The 17,601-nt window shown below is 36.6% G+C and carries 15 protein-coding genes; 9 read left to right on the forward strand and 6 right to left on the reverse strand.

Features of this window, described 5'->3' with window-relative positions; all coding sequences use genetic code 11:
- Positions 1-69: 69 nt before the first annotated feature.
- Complete coding sequence (locus tag EG346_RS01390) at positions 70-867, reverse strand: hypothetical protein (RefSeq protein WP_073331679.1); 798 nt, start codon at positions 865-867, stop codon at positions 70-72.
- A gap of 202 nt (positions 868-1,069) precedes the next feature.
- On the opposite strand from EG346_RS01390, the gene glgP reads away from it, so the two are divergent.
- The gene (gene glgP / locus EG346_RS01395) at positions 1,070-2,725 is read left to right on the forward strand and encodes an alpha-glucan family phosphorylase (RefSeq protein ID WP_123876747.1); all 1,656 of its coding nucleotides are present in this window, start codon (positions 1,070-1,072) and stop codon (positions 2,723-2,725) included.
- 71 nt (positions 2,726-2,796) lie between these two features.
- Here the strand turns inward: glgP and EG346_RS01400 are convergent, their stop codons facing one another.
- The gene (locus EG346_RS01400) at positions 2,797-2,982 is read right to left on the reverse strand and encodes a DUF6496 domain-containing protein (protein WP_123876748.1); all 186 of its coding nucleotides are present in this window, start codon (positions 2,980-2,982) and stop codon (positions 2,797-2,799) included.
- Positions 2,983-2,993: 11 nt separating this feature from the next.
- Positions 2,994-3,467: a hypothetical protein gene (locus EG346_RS01405; RefSeq protein ID WP_123876749.1), complete on the reverse strand. Its 474-nt coding sequence runs from the start codon at positions 3,465-3,467 to the stop codon at positions 2,994-2,996.
- A 120-nt stretch (positions 3,468-3,587) separates the two neighbouring features.
- Here EG346_RS01405 and EG346_RS01410 point away from each other — a divergent pair, with 120 nt between their 5' ends.
- From EG346_RS01410 to recG, 8 genes are all read left to right on the forward strand, one after another.
- The gene (locus EG346_RS01410; RefSeq protein ID WP_123876750.1) at positions 3,588-5,717 is read left to right on the forward strand and encodes a S9 family peptidase; all 2,130 of its coding nucleotides are present in this window, start codon (positions 3,588-3,590) and stop codon (positions 5,715-5,717) included.
- Position 5,718: 1 nt separating this feature from the next.
- Positions 5,719-6,504 carry a hypothetical protein gene (locus EG346_RS01415; RefSeq protein ID WP_123876751.1) on the forward strand — a complete coding sequence of 262 codons (786 nt, stop codon included), beginning with the start codon at positions 5,719-5,721 and terminating at the stop codon, positions 6,502-6,504.
- Between the two features lie 129 nt (positions 6,505-6,633).
- Positions 6,634-8,289 carry a peptide MFS transporter gene (locus EG346_RS01420; protein ID WP_123876752.1) on the forward strand — a complete coding sequence of 552 codons (1,656 nt, stop codon included), beginning with the start codon at positions 6,634-6,636 and terminating at the stop codon, positions 8,287-8,289.
- A 132-nt stretch (positions 8,290-8,421) separates the two neighbouring features.
- A complete protein-coding gene (locus EG346_RS01425; RefSeq protein ID WP_073331698.1) occupies positions 8,422-10,176 on the forward strand; it encodes a peptide MFS transporter in 1,755 nt (584 codons plus the stop codon).
- 59 nt (positions 10,177-10,235) lie between these two features.
- Positions 10,236-10,685, forward strand: a complete 450-nt coding sequence (locus tag EG346_RS01430; protein ID WP_228429368.1) for a DUF1016 N-terminal domain-containing protein — start codon at positions 10,236-10,238, stop codon at positions 10,683-10,685.
- 73 nt (positions 10,686-10,758) lie between these two features.
- Positions 10,759-12,270 (forward strand): peptide MFS transporter, encoded by a 1,512-nt coding sequence (locus EG346_RS01435; protein WP_073331703.1) that lies wholly within the window; start codon positions 10,759-10,761, stop codon positions 12,268-12,270.
- Positions 12,271-12,310: 40 nt separating this feature from the next.
- Complete coding sequence (locus EG346_RS01440; protein ID WP_073331705.1) at positions 12,311-12,844, forward strand: thioredoxin family protein; 534 nt, start codon at positions 12,311-12,313, stop codon at positions 12,842-12,844.
- Between the two features lie 118 nt (positions 12,845-12,962).
- Positions 12,963-15,047, forward strand: coding sequence for an ATP-dependent DNA helicase RecG (gene recG / locus EG346_RS01445; RefSeq protein WP_123876753.1), 2,085 nt, complete (start codon positions 12,963-12,965; stop codon positions 15,045-15,047).
- Positions 15,048-15,648: 601 nt separating this feature from the next.
- Here the strand turns inward: recG and EG346_RS01450 are convergent.
- From EG346_RS01450 to EG346_RS01460, 3 genes are all read right to left on the reverse strand, one after another.
- Positions 15,649-16,095 carry a response regulator gene (locus tag EG346_RS01450; protein WP_123876754.1) on the reverse strand — a complete coding sequence of 149 codons (447 nt, stop codon included), beginning with the start codon at positions 16,093-16,095 and terminating at the stop codon, positions 15,649-15,651.
- Positions 16,088-16,669 (reverse strand): helix-turn-helix domain-containing protein, encoded by a 582-nt coding sequence (locus EG346_RS01455; protein ID WP_123876755.1) that lies wholly within the window; start codon positions 16,667-16,669, stop codon positions 16,088-16,090. Before EG346_RS01455 ends, EG346_RS01450 begins: the two co-directional genes overlap by 8 nt.
- A 294-nt stretch (positions 16,670-16,963) precedes the next feature.
- On the reverse strand, positions 16,964-17,467 hold the full coding sequence (locus EG346_RS01460) for a GNAT family N-acetyltransferase (protein ID WP_123876756.1): 504 nt from the start codon (positions 17,465-17,467) through the stop codon (positions 16,964-16,966).
- Positions 17,468-17,601: the final 134 nt, after the last annotated feature.

The following is a 17,601-nucleotide window of genomic DNA, read 5'->3' on the forward strand; positions in this document are numbered from 1 at the left end:
TTTTTAAAAATCTTAAATTATTTCAAATAGATAGAGCAAAAAACTACGATATCCACCAAGAAAATACAACTATTTTATACTTGTAATATTTCCGCATAGATTTTCGAGATGAAAGATCTTATGAAACGGACTTTTTACTTCCTGAAGATGTTCTTTGTCCTGTATAAATGTATATCTGGAGGCAATAGAGTTCATATCAGAAACGATGACCAGCCAACATTCATCAACAGAAGTATCGTAATAGGGAAACTTTTCATTTTTCTTATCGATAAGATCCAGAATTTTTTCCGAACACAGCTCATCAAACAGATTCATACTGTATTCATGGGTAATAAAAACATTTCTGCGGTGAAAAGATTTCCTCATTCCTTTGACACAACCTAAAGCCTTATTTTTTTTAATGCTTTTATAAATGCTGATGATATTTTCCTCCTGTTCTTCTATGTTATCAAACCTGATGTTCGGGTAAAATTCCAAAAAATAAACACCACGGTATTTCGCGGTGTCTTCCTGTTCTAATAATATTTCCGCCTGACGAAACATTTTGTTCAAAGTACTTTCTACCTTTTTCATTTCCAGATGATTAATTACTTCGGTGAGCTCTATTCCGATCTTTTTGTCGTTGAGCTTGGCGATAAAGTCTGGACTTTCGCAGGTAAGATCTTCAAATTTTACATCAGGAAAATGATGCATAAAGGAATTAAGCAGCAGAATCTCTGACTTTTTTCTGTATTTTTCGCGGTCATGAAGCGGAGATTCGTCTATTTTACGGTGATACTTTTCCATCGGCTTTTTTTTCAAATGCCGGTTCATATAGTATAGGCTTAGATTCTTTATTAAATCTTCATCAGAAAATGTCTTTTTCATGGGTGATTTTTTTATGTGACCAAGAAACATATGTTGTATTGGTTCTCACCGTTAGAAGTTTTTGATTTTCAAAAATTTACCTATTAAAGGTAGGTAAAAAAACTATTCATCAGATACTTTTAAATTAATTTATCAAATAATTAATACAAAGTTTATTTTCATAATCGATACCTTTAGAGCTTTAACAATAAAACTGTGATTTATGGATTTTAAAAATTTTAAAATACCTTACAGCGTCAATCCACAATATTCTAAAAAAGTCGTGTATTTTTCGATGGAATTTGCGATCGAACAGGTTTTAAAAATATATTCAGGAGGACTGGGATTTCTTGCCGGTTCTCATATGAGAAGTGCGTATAACCTGAAACAGGACCTTATAGGGATCGGAATTCTTTGGAAGTTTGGCTATTATGACCAGGCCAGAAACCATGACCAGACCCTTCAGCCGGTATGGACAAGAAAAATATATAGTTTTCTTGAAGACACCGGAATAAAATTCCAGATCGAGATCCACAGCGCCCCGGTATGGGTAAAAGTCTGGTACCTTGATCCCGAAATTTTCAATACAGCACCCATGTTTTTCCTTTCTACAGATGTTCCTGAAAATGATCATGTATCCAAAACAATCTGTCATAAACTATATGATGCCAATGAATCTACAAAGCTGGCACAATATATTCTGCTAGGAAAAGGTGGAGCAAAACTACTGGATGAAATGAATACGGAAAGAGATGTTTATCATCTTAATGAGGCCCACGGACTTCCCGCAGCATTCTATCTTTTGAAAAAGTACAACGGAGATCTGAACAGGGTAAAAGAAAAACTGGTTTTCACCACCCATACTCCTGAAGAAGCAGGAAATGAGAAACATAATCTGAAATTGTGTTACGATATGTCTTATTTCTCGGGATTCAGTATGCAGGACGTAAAAAGCATTGAAGGAGCAGATGATGACCGTTTCAACCATTCTTTATGTGCTTTGAAAATGGCAAGAATAGCAAATGGCGTTTCCCAACTTCATGGGGTCGTTTCCAGAGCGATGTGGAGTAAATATCCCGGAATATGTGAAATCACCTCCATTACAAATGCTCAGGAATTTAAATACTGGGCAGACAAGCCTCTTTACAACGCAAAAGATGAAAACGACGAAACTGTTTTTGATTACCGCAAAAAACATTTAAAGAAAAGGCTTTTCACTATTGTTGCAGATCAGACGGGAAATCTGTTTAATCCCAATATTTTCACTATCGTTTGGGCGAGAAGGTTTGCCGGTTATAAACGTGCAGACTTATTGCTGCATGACAAAGAAAGATTCTACAGATTATTAAATAATCCTAGATATCCGGTACAGATCATTTGGTCGGGGAAACCTTATCCGATGGACTATTCTGCAATTTCTACGTTTAACACACTCGTCGAGGAAAGTAAGAATCATAAAAACATGGCTGTTCTTACAGGCTACGAACTTGCTTTAAGTAAGTCCATGAAACAGGGTTCAGACCTATGGCTCAACAATCCAAGGGTGCCAAGAGAAGCTTCGGGAACCTCCGGAATGACGGCGGCGATGAACGGATCTGTAAATCTGTCTACCGATGATGGATGGATTCCGGAATTTGCTAAACCCGGAGAAAACTCTTTTGTAGTTCCACAAGCTGATTATGCGAATATGAGCATTTACGAACAGGATACTTATGATCTTAACACATTGTATGATATTCTTGAAAATGAAATTCTTCCAACCTATTACGATCAGCCAGATCAATGGCGAAAGATTCAATACAATGCGATGAATGACGTTCAGGAGCACTTTAATAGTGACCGTATGGCAGATGAATATTATAAAATATTGTATCAATAGACAAATGTTGGGTATCTGGCAACAATAAAAAATTCCGTGAATCGATTCACGGAATTTTTTATTACTAGAAATTAATCTTTTTTCTTCCTGGGTACTTTTAAGCCTTTTTCTTTGGCTTCTGAAATTCCAATAGCGATAGCCTGTTTTCTGTTGGTGACTTTTTCTCCTGAAGAGGACTTTAGTTTTCCTTCTTTGAATTCGTGCATGACCTTTCCTACCTTGTCCTGAGCTTTGTCTGAATATTTGGTTTTGCTCATGATAAAATTTTTTAAGATTTTGGCAGGGATACCCCAAGTTCATAAACTTCTGCGTGCTTCAAATATTTTGAGCGTTCTCTGGAAGTTACCGATTCAAAATGGTCATTTTTGATCACAATGATCGGGTCTTCTATATTTTCGATTTCAAAGCTGGCAAAATATCGTTCATCCGGACTGGTTTTATCTCTATTGGCTTTTATTTTCTGCAGTTCATCAGCATATTTTCTAAATCCGGGATCTGATGAGTGAATAAATTTATATTCATCCCCGGCATAAACATAATAATGAAGTTTTTTTTCAATTAATCCGGCTTCATTGGTAATCTGTGGATTATCATTTCCATCTTTAAAACTTACTTCTACCAAATTTCCTCCTTTTTTTCCTGCACATTCTTCTGCATCCTTAAAACTTGAAAATCCAGTATAAACAATCTGATCGGCTAAAACGTATCGATTCAGTTTCTGATTATATGCATTCGTTTCCATAATTATTATTTAATTTGATTGTATAATGATACATTCAATTTTATTGCCAAAACCCGTATTAAAAAAGCTTTTTTATGCATTTAATAAAATTATTATCTTTGAGATCCATTAAAATTAGAAATGAAAAAAATATTCTTAACTCTTACTGTGGCTGTAGCATTCTATAATGTAGCTGCACAGGAAATCACATTAGATAAAATATATTCAGGATATTACCGCGGAAAAGGCATTGCCGGTATTGCTTCCATGAAGAATGGAGAGAATTATCTGGTCATTGAACCAACAGGAATTGCAAAGTATTCTTATAAAACTTCACAAAAAGAAGGAAATATTGTTGACGGTAATTTTGAAAGCTATGAGTTCTCTGATGATGAGTCAAAAATTCTTCTTTTAAAAGAAAGCCAGCCGATTTACAGACATTCTTTCCTGGGAAAATTTGAGGTAAAAGATTTGAAATCAGGAAAAACGATCAGCTTAAATGATGGCAAAACAGTTCAGGAGCCAAGATTTTCTCCAGATGCCACTAAAGTAGCATTTATCGCAGACAACAATTTATTCTATCAGGATCTGAGCTCAGGAAAAATTACTCAGATTACGAATGATGGTAAAAAAAATTCAATTATCAACGGACTTGCAGACTGGGTATATGAAGAGGAATTTGGACATGCAAGACAATTTGAGTGGACTAAAAACTCGGATGCCGTGGTATTTGTAAAATCTGATGAAAGCCAGGTTCCGGAGATCTACATTCCCATCTATGGAAAAAATCTGTATCCTGCTGAAATGCGTTACAAATATCCCAAAGCGGGAGAAAAAAACTCTATCGTTTCTGCACAGTTATACCGTCTTGATTCCGGAAAAACGATACCGCTCAACTTGAGCTCTTTTAAAAACTATTATATTCCCAATGTTATTCAGACCGCAAAGCAGGACGAGATGGTTTTGGTTACTTCTGAAAGAATTCAGAATGCTTCCGATATTTTAAAGGTCAATACTAAAACCGGTACAGTTCAGAAACTGTTTACTGAAACGGATGATAAATGGATTGACACCGACAGCCCTACTCTGGAATTCCTTGAGGATGATTCATTCCTTTGGGCTTCGGAGAGAGATGGAAACCGTCATTTATATTGGTATGACAAAGATGGAAAGCTTAAAAAACAGATTACAAAAGGAAACTGGGAAGTAACCGATTTTTATGGATTTAATCCAAAATCTAAGGAAATTTACGTTCAGACCACTGAAAAAGGCAGCATTAATAAAGTCGTTTCCAAAGTGAATATTGAAAGCGGAAAATCTCAGCTGATCTCTAATACAGAAGGAAACAATTCTGCCAACTTCAGCAAAAATTACAATTATTTCATCGAAACATCCTCCACGGCTTCAAAACCATACACGTACGTATTAAAAGACGGAAATGGGAAAACGGTAAAAGAACTTCAGAACAATAACGATCAGCTTCAGAAATTAAAGGCTGATAACTTTTCAGAGAAAGAATTCATCACCATTCCAAACGGTGCAGGTGATCAGATGAATGCATGGATTATAAAGCCTAAGAACTTTGACCCCAACAAGAAATATCCCTTATTTATGTTCCAATACTCCGGACCGGGATCACAGCAGGTGGCGAACTCTTGGGACAATGGAAATACTTTATGGTTTAATCATTTGGCACAGAAAGGCTATATTGTTGCCTGTGTAGATGGTCGTGGAACGGGTTACAAAGGAACTAAATTCAAAAAAGTGACTTATATGAATTTAGGGAAATACGAGATTGAAGATCAGATCACTGCCGCAAAATGGTTCGGAAGTCAGTCTTATATCGATAAAACAAGAATCGGAATGTTCGGATGGAGTTTCGGTGGGTATATGACCAGTCTGGCAATGACCAAAGGAGCCGATGTGTTCAAGGCAGGAATCGCTGTAGCACCGGTGACCAACTGGAGATATTATGATTCCGTATACACAGAAAGATTCATGAGAACACCACAGGAAAACCCTGATGGATATGATAAAAACTCTCCAACGGAATATGCTAATCTACTGAAAGGCAAGTTCCTGTTGATCCACGGAACAGCCGATGACAACGTACATTTCCAAAATTCCATGGAATTCTCTGAAGCATTGATCCAGAACAAAAAACAGTTTGATTTCATGGCGTATCCTGATAAAAACCACGGGATTCACGGTGGCCAGACAAGACCACAACTGTATCAGAAAATGACAGATTTTATTATTGAGAATCTGTAATATGAAATATCTATTTGTTTTGCCAATGCTCATATGTTATTCTTTTGCAGATTCGCAGGCATTGGCAATGACAAAGGAGAAAATGGAGGTTGCTGTTTTTTCAGAAGGAAATTGGGAAATCAGAAAAATCAATGCTGAATTTCACCTTGCTCAAACAACCGCAATAACTGAAAATGGTGCACAACTTATTCTGTATAAAGATAAAACCTGGACCTACGCCAACAGTAAAGATCGTGAAGCATTTAAAAATATTCCTGTCAATAAGCAACTCCTTACAAAATTACCCTCTGCAGATTCATTGGTAAGCAGTGAACGTGCTGACGGCGGTGTTTATTTTGATAAGAAAAAATGGGACGCTTACGAAAGTGACAATATCCGATTTTCTGAATATCATTTTGTGAGCTCAGACGATTCAAAACTGTACGGCTATTTCTATTGTATCAATTCCAAAAAAGAAAATATTGAAGCAATTAAAAATGAGGCGATCGGATCTGTTTTGAATACGCCCAATATTTCAACTTTAAAGAAGACTGAATATAGAACAGTGAATGGTTTACCCATGTTCCACATCAATTATTCAAAAAAACTGGATGATGGACCTTTTGATTTTATGGATAATTATTTTCAGACGACTTACGGCTATTGTCATCTTTCTGCATATACCTACAGTCATCTCTTTGCAAAAAATAAAGAAGATCTTGAAAAACTGATCAACGGCCTTTCAAAAGCCGAGAAGTTGAGAAGAAATGAACAGGCTCTCGTGCCCCCTCCTAAAATTTATAAATAAACGATTAGATCATTCCTTTCAAATTCTGAAAGGGATTTTTATTTATTTCATTAATCATTTCTCAGAGTATTATTTATTTTATCAATTGAAATTAAAAACTTATTTTTGGGAAATTTGAAAATTGAATATATGAAGACTAAACATCCTAAAGGCCTGCCCTTTCTCTTTTTCACAGAAATGTGGGAGCGTTTTGGGTACTATCTGATTCTTGGAATCTTTGTTCTTTATGTCATTGAGCCCACCGGACTAAAAGGAGGACTTGGGCTTCCGGACAAAACAGCCGATGATATTTTCGGAACCTACATCGCTTTGACCTACTTAACGCCATTCCTTGGAGGATTTTTGGCTGACAGGGTTTTAGGATATATCAAATCTATTTATCTGGGTGGAATTTTAATGGCCGCTGGATATATAGGAATGGGCGTCTTCAAAGAACTTCCCCTTTTCTACGGTTCTTTAGCCCTGATCATCATTGGAAACGGATTCTTCAAACCCACTATTTCTACGTTATTAGGAAACCTCTATTCTGAAGAACCTTATAAAGCCAATAAAGACTCCGGATACAATATTTTCTATATGGGAATCAATATCGGAGCCTTTATCTGTAATATTATTGCTGCTTTCATGCGTAATAAATTCGGGTGGGGTGAAGCATTCATTACTGCAGGAGTTGGTATGCTCATCGGAATGGTAATTTTTACCATCGGAAGAAAACACTATATCCACGCTGCACAAATGAAACCTGTAGAAGAAGGAGACACTAAACTTTCTGAAATTTTAATTAAAGTTTTTGTCCCTGCCATTGCAGTGGGAGCTATAGGATGGTTTATTCCAGGCAACATTTTCGGAAGCGACAGTACGGATGCCTTTATTTTTGCCTGTGTTCCTATTATTTACTTTTATGCTTCGCTTTACTTTAAAGCCAAACCGGAAGAAAAACCTTCTATTGGAGCACTGCTTTCAGTATTCCTGATCAGTATGTTCTTTTGGGCAGTCTTTAAACAAAATGGGACAGCACTTACGAGATGGGCCAATTATTATACGGACAGAAGTGTTCCTGCCTCTTTAGAGAAACCTCTTGAAGACATTTATATGGTAGAAGGAAAGAGCTACGAAGACAAAGAAGTTCCTGTCTACGATAACCAGTTCCAATCTCAAAAAGACAAGGATGGAAAAAGCATTAAGGAAACAGGAAAAGATATCTACTTCAGAAATATTTCTCCTGAGCAGCGTGCAGCCCTGGAAAGAAATCCTGAATCTAAAGTCTATTTATATAACACGGAATTATTCCAGTCTATCAATCCATTCTGGGTAATTGCTTTGACTCCGGTGGTTGTAGGATTCTGGGCTTTATTGAGAAGGAAAGGAAAAGAACCTTTAACTCCTACAAAAATTGTATTGGGACTATTTATCTCCGGATTATCCTGTCTGGTCATGGTTCTTGCGGTGATGGCCGGAGACAACGGCGCCGTAAAAGTATCGCCACTTTGGCTGGTTGCCGGTTACGGAGTCATTACTGTCGGGGAATTATGCCTTTCTCCGATGGGGCTTTCTTTTGTTTCCAAGCTTTCCCCGGCAAGAATTACGGCATTGATGATGGGAGGTTTCTTCCTGGCCAATTCAGTAGGAAATAAACTTTCAGGAATTCTGGCAAGTACCTGGTACAATTACGACAACAAAATGAATTACTTCCTGGTGAACTTCGCTCTGTTAATATTTGCAACACTTTTAGGGTTATCCATGTTAAAAAGATTAAACAAGATCATGAAGGAAAAAGGGCACTAATGCGCCATTATCATAAAGAATATCAAGCTGCAGAATCACTCTGCAGCTTTTTTATTTAAATATAAAATTAAAACCTTGCCAAAAACTCAAAAAAAACTATATTTGTCAGTCTTAACAAAAATTAACAATAGAATGGATAATATTGAAGCATTAAGTCCGAAACCGGATGAATTTGTAGAGAATAAGAATTCAAGGCATCCAAAGGGATTGTGGGTTCTTTTCGGAACAGAAATGTGGGAGCGTTTCAACTTTTATGGGATGAGAGCCCTTTTGACGCTCTTTATGGTAAATTCCTTATTAATAAAAGAGGCTGATGCGGCAATCATTTACGGTGGATTTTTAGCTTTATGTTATTTAACGCCTCTTTTGGGAGGATTCATTGCAGATAAGTATATCGGAAACAGAAATGCCATCTTAATCGGTGGATCTTTAATGGCTATCGGCCAGTTTCTACTATTTATCAGTGCCTCTACTTTCTCTGCCGATCTTGGCAGTTCAAAAATGATTATGTGGCTGGCTTTATTCGTTATCATTTTCGGTAATGGATTTTTCAAGCCTAATATTTCCTCAATGGTAGGAAGTCTTTATCCTAAACAGGAGAAATCCAAATTAGACTCAGCATTCACCATTTTCTATATGGGGATCAACATCGGAGCATTCCTTGGACAGTTTATCTGCCCGTACGTAGGAGACGTGAAAGATGCAACGACAGGAGTAAGAGACATTTTTGCTTTCAAATGGGGATTCTTAGCGGCTTCCATTGCCATGGTCATTGGAACAGTGACATTCTTCATCCTTAAAAATAAGTATGTAGTAACCCCGGAAGGAAGACCTATCGGTGGATTACCAAAGAACAATACAAGTGCAGACTTTGAAGAAGGCGAAACTCAGACAGCCAAATTCTCAGGAACATCATTAGGGATTACCGGATTTTTATTTGTTGTTTTATTCTTTGCCTTCAGATATCTTTTGGTAGGAGAATTCGGGTTTAACGCGGTTGAAATGGGTCAAATGATCAAAGGAATTATTTATCCTTTCATTTATGCAGCTGGTATTTCCTTAGCCTTCCTTATCATGAGTTCTGCAGAAAACAAGATTGAAAGACAAAGAATCTGGGTAATTTATATTGTATCCTTCTTTATCATATTCTTCTGGGCAGCTTTCGAGCAGGCAGGATCTTCATTAACATTTATCGCGGACAACCAAACAGACAGAAACATTTTCGGATGGAATATGCCTCCTTCAATGGTTCAGATCTTCAACGGTATTTTCGTAGTTCTGTTAGCAGTTCCATTCAGTTTAACATGGGATAAATTAAGAACAAAAGGAAGAGAACCCGTGTCTCCTTTCAAGCAGGCAATGGGATTAGCATTGATCGCTCTTTCTTATTTCATCATTGCACACAATGTAAAAGATCTTGGAAATTCAGGATTATTGGCCATCAAATGGTTGATGCTTCTTTATTTCATCCAGACTTGTGGTGAGCTTTGTTTATCTCCAATTGGTCTATCACTGGTAGGTAAACTTGCTCCTAAACGATTTGCCTCTTTATTATATGGTGTATTCTTTATTTCCAATGCTGCAGGGTATGCTTTGGCAGGTTCATTGGGTGCTCTTATCCCGGCTACAGGTGACAAATTCACTAAAGCAAAGGAAATAGGCGTTGATCTTCAGGATGTTTTAGATAAAAAAGTGACATTAACGGCTGATCAGGCGGTAGCATTTGAAAAAGCTCAGTTGCCACTACACAATCCTACATTTGCAGGATTTGAGATCCACAACCTATTTGAATTCTTTATGGTATTCGTAGTACTTTGTGGTATCGCAGCTGTAATTTTGGCGTTACTATCTCCAGTCTTAAAGAAAATGATGCACGGTGTAAAATAACCGCATCAACAAAATACAATAAAAACCTCTGCTAAGTCGGAGGTTTTTTTTATTTTCGTATGATGGAAATTTCCGAAGATTCTTTATTTCAATCCGTAAAGGAAATTATTAGGCAGTCGCGCGAAAAAGTGTTTCGGATAGCGAATTCTACTTTACTGCTTACTTACTGGCAGATCGGAAATCTGATTGTAGAAGATGAACACCAGGGAAAAGAACGCGCTGAATACGGAAAGCAAACCTTAAAAAATCTTTCTAAGAAACTTTCTCTGGAGTTTGGAAAAGGTTTTGAAGAAAGTAATTTAAGGAATATGCGCTCCTTTTACCAGGCATTTCCAAAATGTGACGCACTGCGTCACGAATTGAGCTGGACTCATTACAGATTACTGATAAGACTTGGCCCTATTGACAAAAGGAATTACTATATCAATGAGTCTATTCAAAATAACTGGAATTGTCAGCAAATACCTTCTCTACCTTCCCAAACAAGAGGAATTAAAAGAAATCATTAACCAGGACAGAATTCGTTTTGAACTGGACCAAAACAACAATAAACAACCCTAATAAAATCAATCATATACAATTATGAGCTTAACTCTAGATGAAATACAAAATTTCAAAGGAAAATATCCCAGACAGATATGGAGCCTGTTTTTCTCTGAAATGTGGGAGCGTTTCTGTTTCTACGGAATGCGTGGAATGCTGGTTTTCTTTATGATCTCACAGCTGAATTTCCATGAAAAAGAAGCTAACCTTCAATATGGCGCTACCCAGGCGTTTGTGTACGCCTTCACATTTGTTGGCGGTCTTTTCGCTGATAAAATCCTTGGATTCAGAAAATCACTCTTTTGGGGCGGACTTCTGATGATTGTAGGAAGTTTGATTCTGGCAGCCGACCCCCATCAATTCTTTTTCCTGGGAATAGCATTTACCGTAGTGGGAACAGGTTTCTTCAAACCTAATATCTCATCCATGGTAGGACAGCTTTATAAGCCAAACGATTCAAGAGCAGATGCCGGTTTCTCTCTTTTTTATGCAGGTATCAACCTGGGCGCTTTACTGGGTGGTTATCTTTGTATTGCCATCGGTAAAGGTGAAATTTTAGGCGGTATGATCTCGGAAGCCATGAGATGGAATGTAGCCTTCGGACTTGCTTCAGTGGTCATGGTCATCAGTCTTATCAATTTTATTTTTACTCAAAGAAGAATGGGTACCATAGGACTTCAGCCGGGACATCCTTTAGCTGAAATTAAATCTGCCCCGATTCCCAAATGGAAAGAATACGGAGTGTACGTATTGTCTCTTATCTTCGTTCCAATTATCATGAAAATGGTAGCCAAAACGGAATATACTGATTATTTTATGTGGACTATCGGGCCATTGACCCTGATCTATCTTTTTTATGAAATGTCAAAAGTAACAGCATCAGAGCGTAAAAAACTTTGGGCAGCCTTAGTTTTCATTATCTTCTCTATTATATTCTGGGGAATCTATGAACAAAGTGGTGGTTCTCTAAGTATTTTCGCCGCTAAAAACCTTAATAAAGATCTTTTAGGATTAGATCCGAATGGAGTGAATAATTCAGGAGGCGCATTCTTCATTATTTTCCTTGCTCCGCTTATCGGACTTTTATGGATATGGCTGAACAAGAGAAAGATTGAACCTAACACCATCGTTAAATTCGGTCTAGGATTTATCTTCCTGGGTATTGGGTACTATGTTTTATTTGCAACCCGACTTTTCGCAGATCTTCAGGGGATCACTTCACTGAACTTTTTCACGCTGGCATTATTGATCATCACGCTTGGAGAACTATGCTTGTCACCGATCGGACTATCGATCATGACAAAACTTTCCACCAAGAATCTTCAGGGAATGATGATGGGAATGTGGTTCCTGGCTTCGGCTTACGGACAGTATGTAGCCGGAATTATTGGTGCCGGACTTGCCACCGCCAAAGAAGGTTCTACCAACTATGATGTTTTAATCACTTATACTGATGGATATAAACAATTGGGATTATACGCGGTAATTGCCGGGGTGGTATTAATTTTGATATCTCCGTTCGTGAAAAAATTAATGCAGGAGGTAAAATAAAGTAAGCAGATTATGCTTATTTTTACTTAAATATCAAATTATGAAAAAAATTATAAGCATAATCCTTCTTCTTTTAGTCAATTTTAGTTTCGCTCAGGTACAATGGATGACCATCGAAGAAGCTTTAAAAGCTCAAAAAGAAAATCCAAAAAAAATTCTGATCGATTTTTATGCAGACTGGTGTGGACCATGCAAGATAATGGACAAAAAAACATACGGTCACGATGTAATTGCCCGGATTTTAAATGAAAACTACTATCCGGTTAAGTTCAATGCAGAAGAGAAAAAATCTATTGAGGTCTTCGAAAGAACATTTTCCAATAATAATACAGAACATAAGAAAGGAAAAAACTCCCTCCACGAGTTCACTCAATACATGAATGTAGGTGCTGTTCCCAGCACGGTGTTTCTGGACGAAAAAGGAGGACCTATCACCATTCTTCAGGGAGAATTGTCTGCCAAAGAACTGGAACCTTATTTAGAATTTATCTCAAAAGATCTTTTTAAAAAGATCCGTACCAGGGATCAGTGGGAAGATTATCAGAAAAAATTCAAATCCGGCATCAAGGATTAAAATCATACAGCGGCTTTCATACATTGGAAGCCGCTTTTTTGATATTGATGAGCAATATTTCCAGTAAAAAATTTTAATCTTCAGGCTATTTTCCCGAAATTAGGCCTCATTTTTAAAAATGACCCCAGAAACTTCCATAGAATACGTAAAAGGAATCGGTCCAGACAGAGCCAAACTCATCAAAAGTGTGTTGGGTCTTTCAACCGTTGATGATCTTCTGAACTTCTACCCTATCCGCTATCTGGATAAAAGTAAAGTATTTAAAATTTCCCAGCTTGAGGAAAGCAGTATTGAAATACAGCTTAAGGGGAGAATCACACAGGTACAGGAGGTTCAAACCGGAAAAACGAAAAGGCTTTCGGCAAAATTCAATGATGATACGGGAACAATGGATCTGGTATGGTTTCAATATTCGAAATGGCTGAAGGAACAGCTTCCGATTAACCGTGAAGTTTATATTTTCGGAAAGATCAATGTTTTCAACCGCCAGTTTTCCATGCCACATCCTGAAATAGAAGTGGAAGAAAAAAAAGAAGGTGAAAACCGTTTGAAGCCGATCTATCCCAGCTCCGAAAAGTTGACTAAAAGAGGATTGAATCAAAGATTTTTTCAGGTTATATTAAGAAATATCTGCAAAGAAATTCCGAATCTGGTTGAAGAAAATTTTCCGGACTATCTTACAAAAGCCTTTAAGTTTTTATCAAGACAACATACCTATTTAAATATCCATTTCCCAAAGGACATGGAGCATTACGAAAAAGCCGATAACAGACTGAAGTTTGAAGAATCCTTCTTTTTCCAGCTGGGTTATGCCCTTAAAAAACTACATCACAGAAGCCATTCACCCGGAAATCCATTTCCTATTGTTGGTGATCATTTTAATGATTTTTATAATCATCATATCCCTTTTGACCTTACGGGGGCACAGAAACGGGTTTTAAAAGAAATTCGCCTGGATATGAAAAGACCTGTTCAGATGAACAGGCTTTTACAAGGTGATGTAGGATCAGGAAAAACAATGGTTGCTTTACTCACCATGCTGATTGCAATGGACAATGGCTTTCAGAGCTGTCTGATGGCACCTACTGAAATTTTGGCACAACAGCATTATAATGGCATCAAAGAGCTTTTGGAGGCGACGGACATCAATGTGCGTCTACTGACCGGCTCTTCCAAAACCTCAGAAAGAAAGATCATCCACGAAGAACTTGAAAATGGAACGTTGTCTATATTAGTAGGAACACACGCCGTTCTTGAAGATAAGGTGAAGTTTAAAAATCTTGGTCTGGCTATTATCGATGAACAGCACAGATTTGGTGTGGCACAGAGAGCTAAATTATGGGCTAAAAATAAAATTCCTCCACATATTTTAGTCATGACAGCAACGCCTATCCCAAGAACGCTGGCCATGAGTTTTTATTCTGATCTTGACGTTTCCGTGATTGATGAGATGCCGGTAGGAAGAAAACCTATTATCACTGCGCACAGAAGAGAAAAAGACAGAACCTATGTGTATAATTTCTGCAGGGATGAGATTAAAAAAGGAAGACAGGTTTATTTTGTGTATCCACTGATCGAAGAATCAGAAACTCTGGATTATAAAAATCTGATGGAAGGCCTTGACCATGTGATGACCGCATTTTCGGACTATAATACTACAATGCTTCACGGAAAAATGAAACCTGCTGAAAAGGATGCCGCTATGAATTATTTCGCTTCAGGTAAAGCAGAAATCATGGTCGCAACTACTGTGATTGAGGTAGGTGTGAATGTGCCTAATGCATCTGTAATGGTTATAGAAAGTTCGGAAAGATTTGGACTTTCACAGCTTCACCAGCTGAGAGGCCGTGTAGGAAGAGGGGCAGAACAGAGTTACTGCATCCTTATGACTTCCGATAAATTATCTAAGGAGAGCAGAACGCGTATCAAAACGATGACAGAGACCAATGACGGGTTTAAAATTTCAGAGGTGGATATGCAGCTCAGAGGTCCCGGAGATATTTTGGGAACACAACAAAGCGGAGTGGTAGATTTTAAAAGACTGGATCTGGTGAATGATTCTGCCATTATCAAAACCACAAAAAATACAGTTGATAAAATTCTGGAAGCAGATCCCCATCTGGCTAATCCGGACAACGTGATCATCAAAAACTACTACCTGAGGTACTACAAAGGAAAGAATAAGTGGAGTAAAATTTCATAAAAAAACCGCGAAAAGAAAATCTTTCCGCGGCCCCCTTATAAAACTGTTATTTAGAAGAAATTACTTTTGGTCTGTGTAAAGAATTTATTCTAGTAGTCAGAACTTAATATCTTGTGATTTGGTGTGAAAATATTTATATATTATTTGAATTTTCAGTCCTGACTATTAAAATAAATTAAAAAAAACAAAATGAATTATTTTTCCAGCTTGCTTATTATAAAAACTAACTGTTTCAAGTTGAAGGAAGTGGGAATGAAACGAATAAATACCCTTCAACTTTTTTAAGTTTTCATGATTGTACCGTTTTGTTTAAAGATCTTCTATGCTTTATAGCTGGAAATGAAGATAATTCATTTTGTTAAAACTAACATTGTGACTTATATCTTGATTTCTAAATGAAATAATCTATTCTCTATCATCCATTGCTTTTTATATGCTAATTTGTGTTGCAATGTTTACATTTACAAAATTGGTGATATTACGCCGATTTTGTCTTATATCATTTTCATTATTAGTTATACAATTCTCACCTTTATGTGAATAGTATGTATTAAATACCAATTACACCTTCATAAATAAAAACTAAAAATTACTTTATCCATCATACTTTCATGATGAAATTATCTTTATTTAGTCCGGAAGTATGGTACTGCCAGTTTATTGTAATTATTTCTGTGAGTGATTTTTTAAGACCATCATAGCTGTCTGGCTTTCTCATAACAATATTGCCTCCATTAACAAATATTTCTTCTATTTCACTTTCAGAAATTTGATCACTGTATATTACAATGATGATATTGCTTAATCTGGAATCTGTTTTTATTTCATCCAGACATTCCATAGAATTTTTTCCGGGAATGTCATATTTAATGAAAACAACTTCAGGAATAATGGTTCCTTCACTGGTAAGATACTCCATAAGATCCTCTCCGCTCGAGAAACATTGGGACTTTACTCCGATCCTTAAATCCTTGAAAATATTTTTAAAAAATATTATATTACCCTCGTCATTATCTGCTGCTATTACATTTAAATATTCTTTATTCATACATCATTTTAGAATTTGTGGCCATGCTTTGGATCTTTCTTCTCCTGGTAATGATCTTATGAAACTGAGAAGGCGTAATGCCCGTTGTATTTTTGAACTGGGTACTCAGGTGGGCTACGCTGGAATAGTTCAGTTTATGGGCAATTTCTGTCAGACTCAGTTTATTATTTAAAATCAGCTCTTTTGCATACTCAATTTTCTGATGGATAATAAAATTCTCTATTGAAGTATAGGCTACTTCAGAAAAAAGATTGGAAAGATAACCATAGCTATGGTTCAGTTTTTCAGCAATATAAATAGATGCTTTTACGGGAATAGCGTTTTCGGCAAAAACGAGCTCTACGATGACATCTTTTATCTTCTGTATTAAAGCCGTTTTCTGGCTTTCAATAATCTCTATACCGTAATCTCCAAGATTCTTCTTAAATAGATTATGCTGCTCTTTGGTAATCGGTTCATAGAACTCCACTTCACCAAAGTTCAGCAGGCGGTATTTCAGCCCATGCTCTTTTAGCTTTTCATCCAACACTTTCTTACAGAGAGCATTGAAATCAAATTTTACATACATTTTCATCCTAATATAAGTGTGTCAAATTTCGAAGTAAATATAATAATTTATTTCATTTAAAAGTGAAATAGCAGTGAATTTTTTTAACATAATGTATAAAAACAAAAAACTCCTGCATATAGAATACAGGAATTTAAACACTAAGGATGAAAAAAATATACTGATAAAAAGCTGCAAAAGCTCAAAACCAAGCATATGAATGTATTATTGAAAGTGATTTGGTTCTGATACAAAGATGGACCAAAAAGAAACATCACATGTTATAGAATTAAAATTAAATGTTACACAATTTTAAGTCATTCATTCGTGAATTAAGAATTCCATCAGATAATCATCCATCACAAAACCATTTCCTATATCAAAAACTCCCTCTCCGTACACCTTGTATCCCTGGGATTCGTAGAAATTTCTGGCAGCATTGTATTTGTTGACATTCAATATAATCCTTTTATCTCTGTTCTCAGCTACTTTACCGTTAAGAAACTGCAGGGCAGCTTTTCCGAAACCTTTCCCTTTGCTTTCCGGAACTAAATAGATCCGGTGAAGTTTTGTGGTTCCCTCTTCATAATGATGCTGGTATCCTATAAAGCCCTCATACGAACCATTATTATCATCCTGAATCATATAATAATGATAATCTGCATTGCTGAGATGACTACTGATTTCTGCTTCGGAATACATTTCTGAAAGCATATAGTCCATCTGCTCACCGGAGAGAATATCCGCATAAGCATTTCCCCATGATCTTTTCGCCAGATCCTGAATAAGGGGAATATCTTTTTCTGTCGCCTTTATTAATTTCATACTTTTTATGATTAAAAAAAGTGAAAAGCCGGAACTTTTCACCTTTGGTATTTTTGATGTCAATGGTGAGCTGTCAACACTTAACTTTAAATATTGACAATTCACTTGCGAAGCAAAATTCACCATTGACGGCT

It is taken from the genome of Chryseobacterium carnipullorum, from assembly GCF_003815695.1.
GTDB lineage: Bacteria > Bacteroidota > Bacteroidia > Flavobacteriales > Weeksellaceae > Chryseobacterium > Chryseobacterium carnipullorum.

What these genes read in the sequence shown, in the direction of transcription:
- EG346_RS01390 (WP_073331679.1), bottom strand. Translation starts at nt 867, where the DNA reads ATGAAAAAGACATTTTCTGATGAAGATTTAATAAAGAATCTAAGCCTA.
- glgP (WP_123876747.1), top strand. Translation starts at nt 1,070, where the DNA reads ATGGATTTTAAAAATTTTAAAATACCTTACAGCGTCAATCCACAATAT.
- EG346_RS01400 (WP_123876748.1), bottom strand. Translation starts at nt 2,982, where the DNA reads ATGAGCAAAACCAAATATTCAGACAAAGCTCAGGACAAGGTAGGAAAG.
- EG346_RS01405 (WP_123876749.1), bottom strand. Translation starts at nt 3,467, where the DNA reads ATGGAAACGAATGCATATAATCAGAAACTGAATCGATACGTTTTAGCC.
- EG346_RS01410 (WP_123876750.1), top strand. Translation starts at nt 3,588, where the DNA reads ATGAAAAAAATATTCTTAACTCTTACTGTGGCTGTAGCATTCTATAAT.
- EG346_RS01415 (WP_123876751.1), top strand. Translation starts at nt 5,719, where the DNA reads ATGAAATATCTATTTGTTTTGCCAATGCTCATATGTTATTCTTTTGCA.
- EG346_RS01420 (WP_123876752.1), top strand. Translation starts at nt 6,634, where the DNA reads ATGAAGACTAAACATCCTAAAGGCCTGCCCTTTCTCTTTTTCACAGAA.
- EG346_RS01425 (WP_073331698.1), top strand. Translation starts at nt 8,422, where the DNA reads ATGGATAATATTGAAGCATTAAGTCCGAAACCGGATGAATTTGTAGAG.
- EG346_RS01430 (WP_228429368.1), top strand. Translation starts at nt 10,236, where the DNA reads ATGATGGAAATTTCCGAAGATTCTTTATTTCAATCCGTAAAGGAAATT.
- EG346_RS01435 (WP_073331703.1), top strand. Translation starts at nt 10,759, where the DNA reads ATGAGCTTAACTCTAGATGAAATACAAAATTTCAAAGGAAAATATCCC.
- EG346_RS01440 (WP_073331705.1), top strand. Translation starts at nt 12,311, where the DNA reads ATGAAAAAAATTATAAGCATAATCCTTCTTCTTTTAGTCAATTTTAGT.
- recG (WP_123876753.1), top strand. Translation starts at nt 12,963, where the DNA reads ATGACCCCAGAAACTTCCATAGAATACGTAAAAGGAATCGGTCCAGAC.
- EG346_RS01450 (WP_123876754.1), bottom strand. Translation starts at nt 16,095, where the DNA reads ATGAATAAAGAATATTTAAATGTAATAGCAGCAGATAATGACGAGGGT.
- EG346_RS01455 (WP_123876755.1), bottom strand. Translation starts at nt 16,669, where the DNA reads ATGAAAATGTATGTAAAATTTGATTTCAATGCTCTCTGTAAGAAAGTG.
- EG346_RS01460 (WP_123876756.1), bottom strand. Translation starts at nt 17,467, where the DNA reads ATGAAATTAATAAAGGCGACAGAAAAAGATATTCCCCTTATTCAGGAT.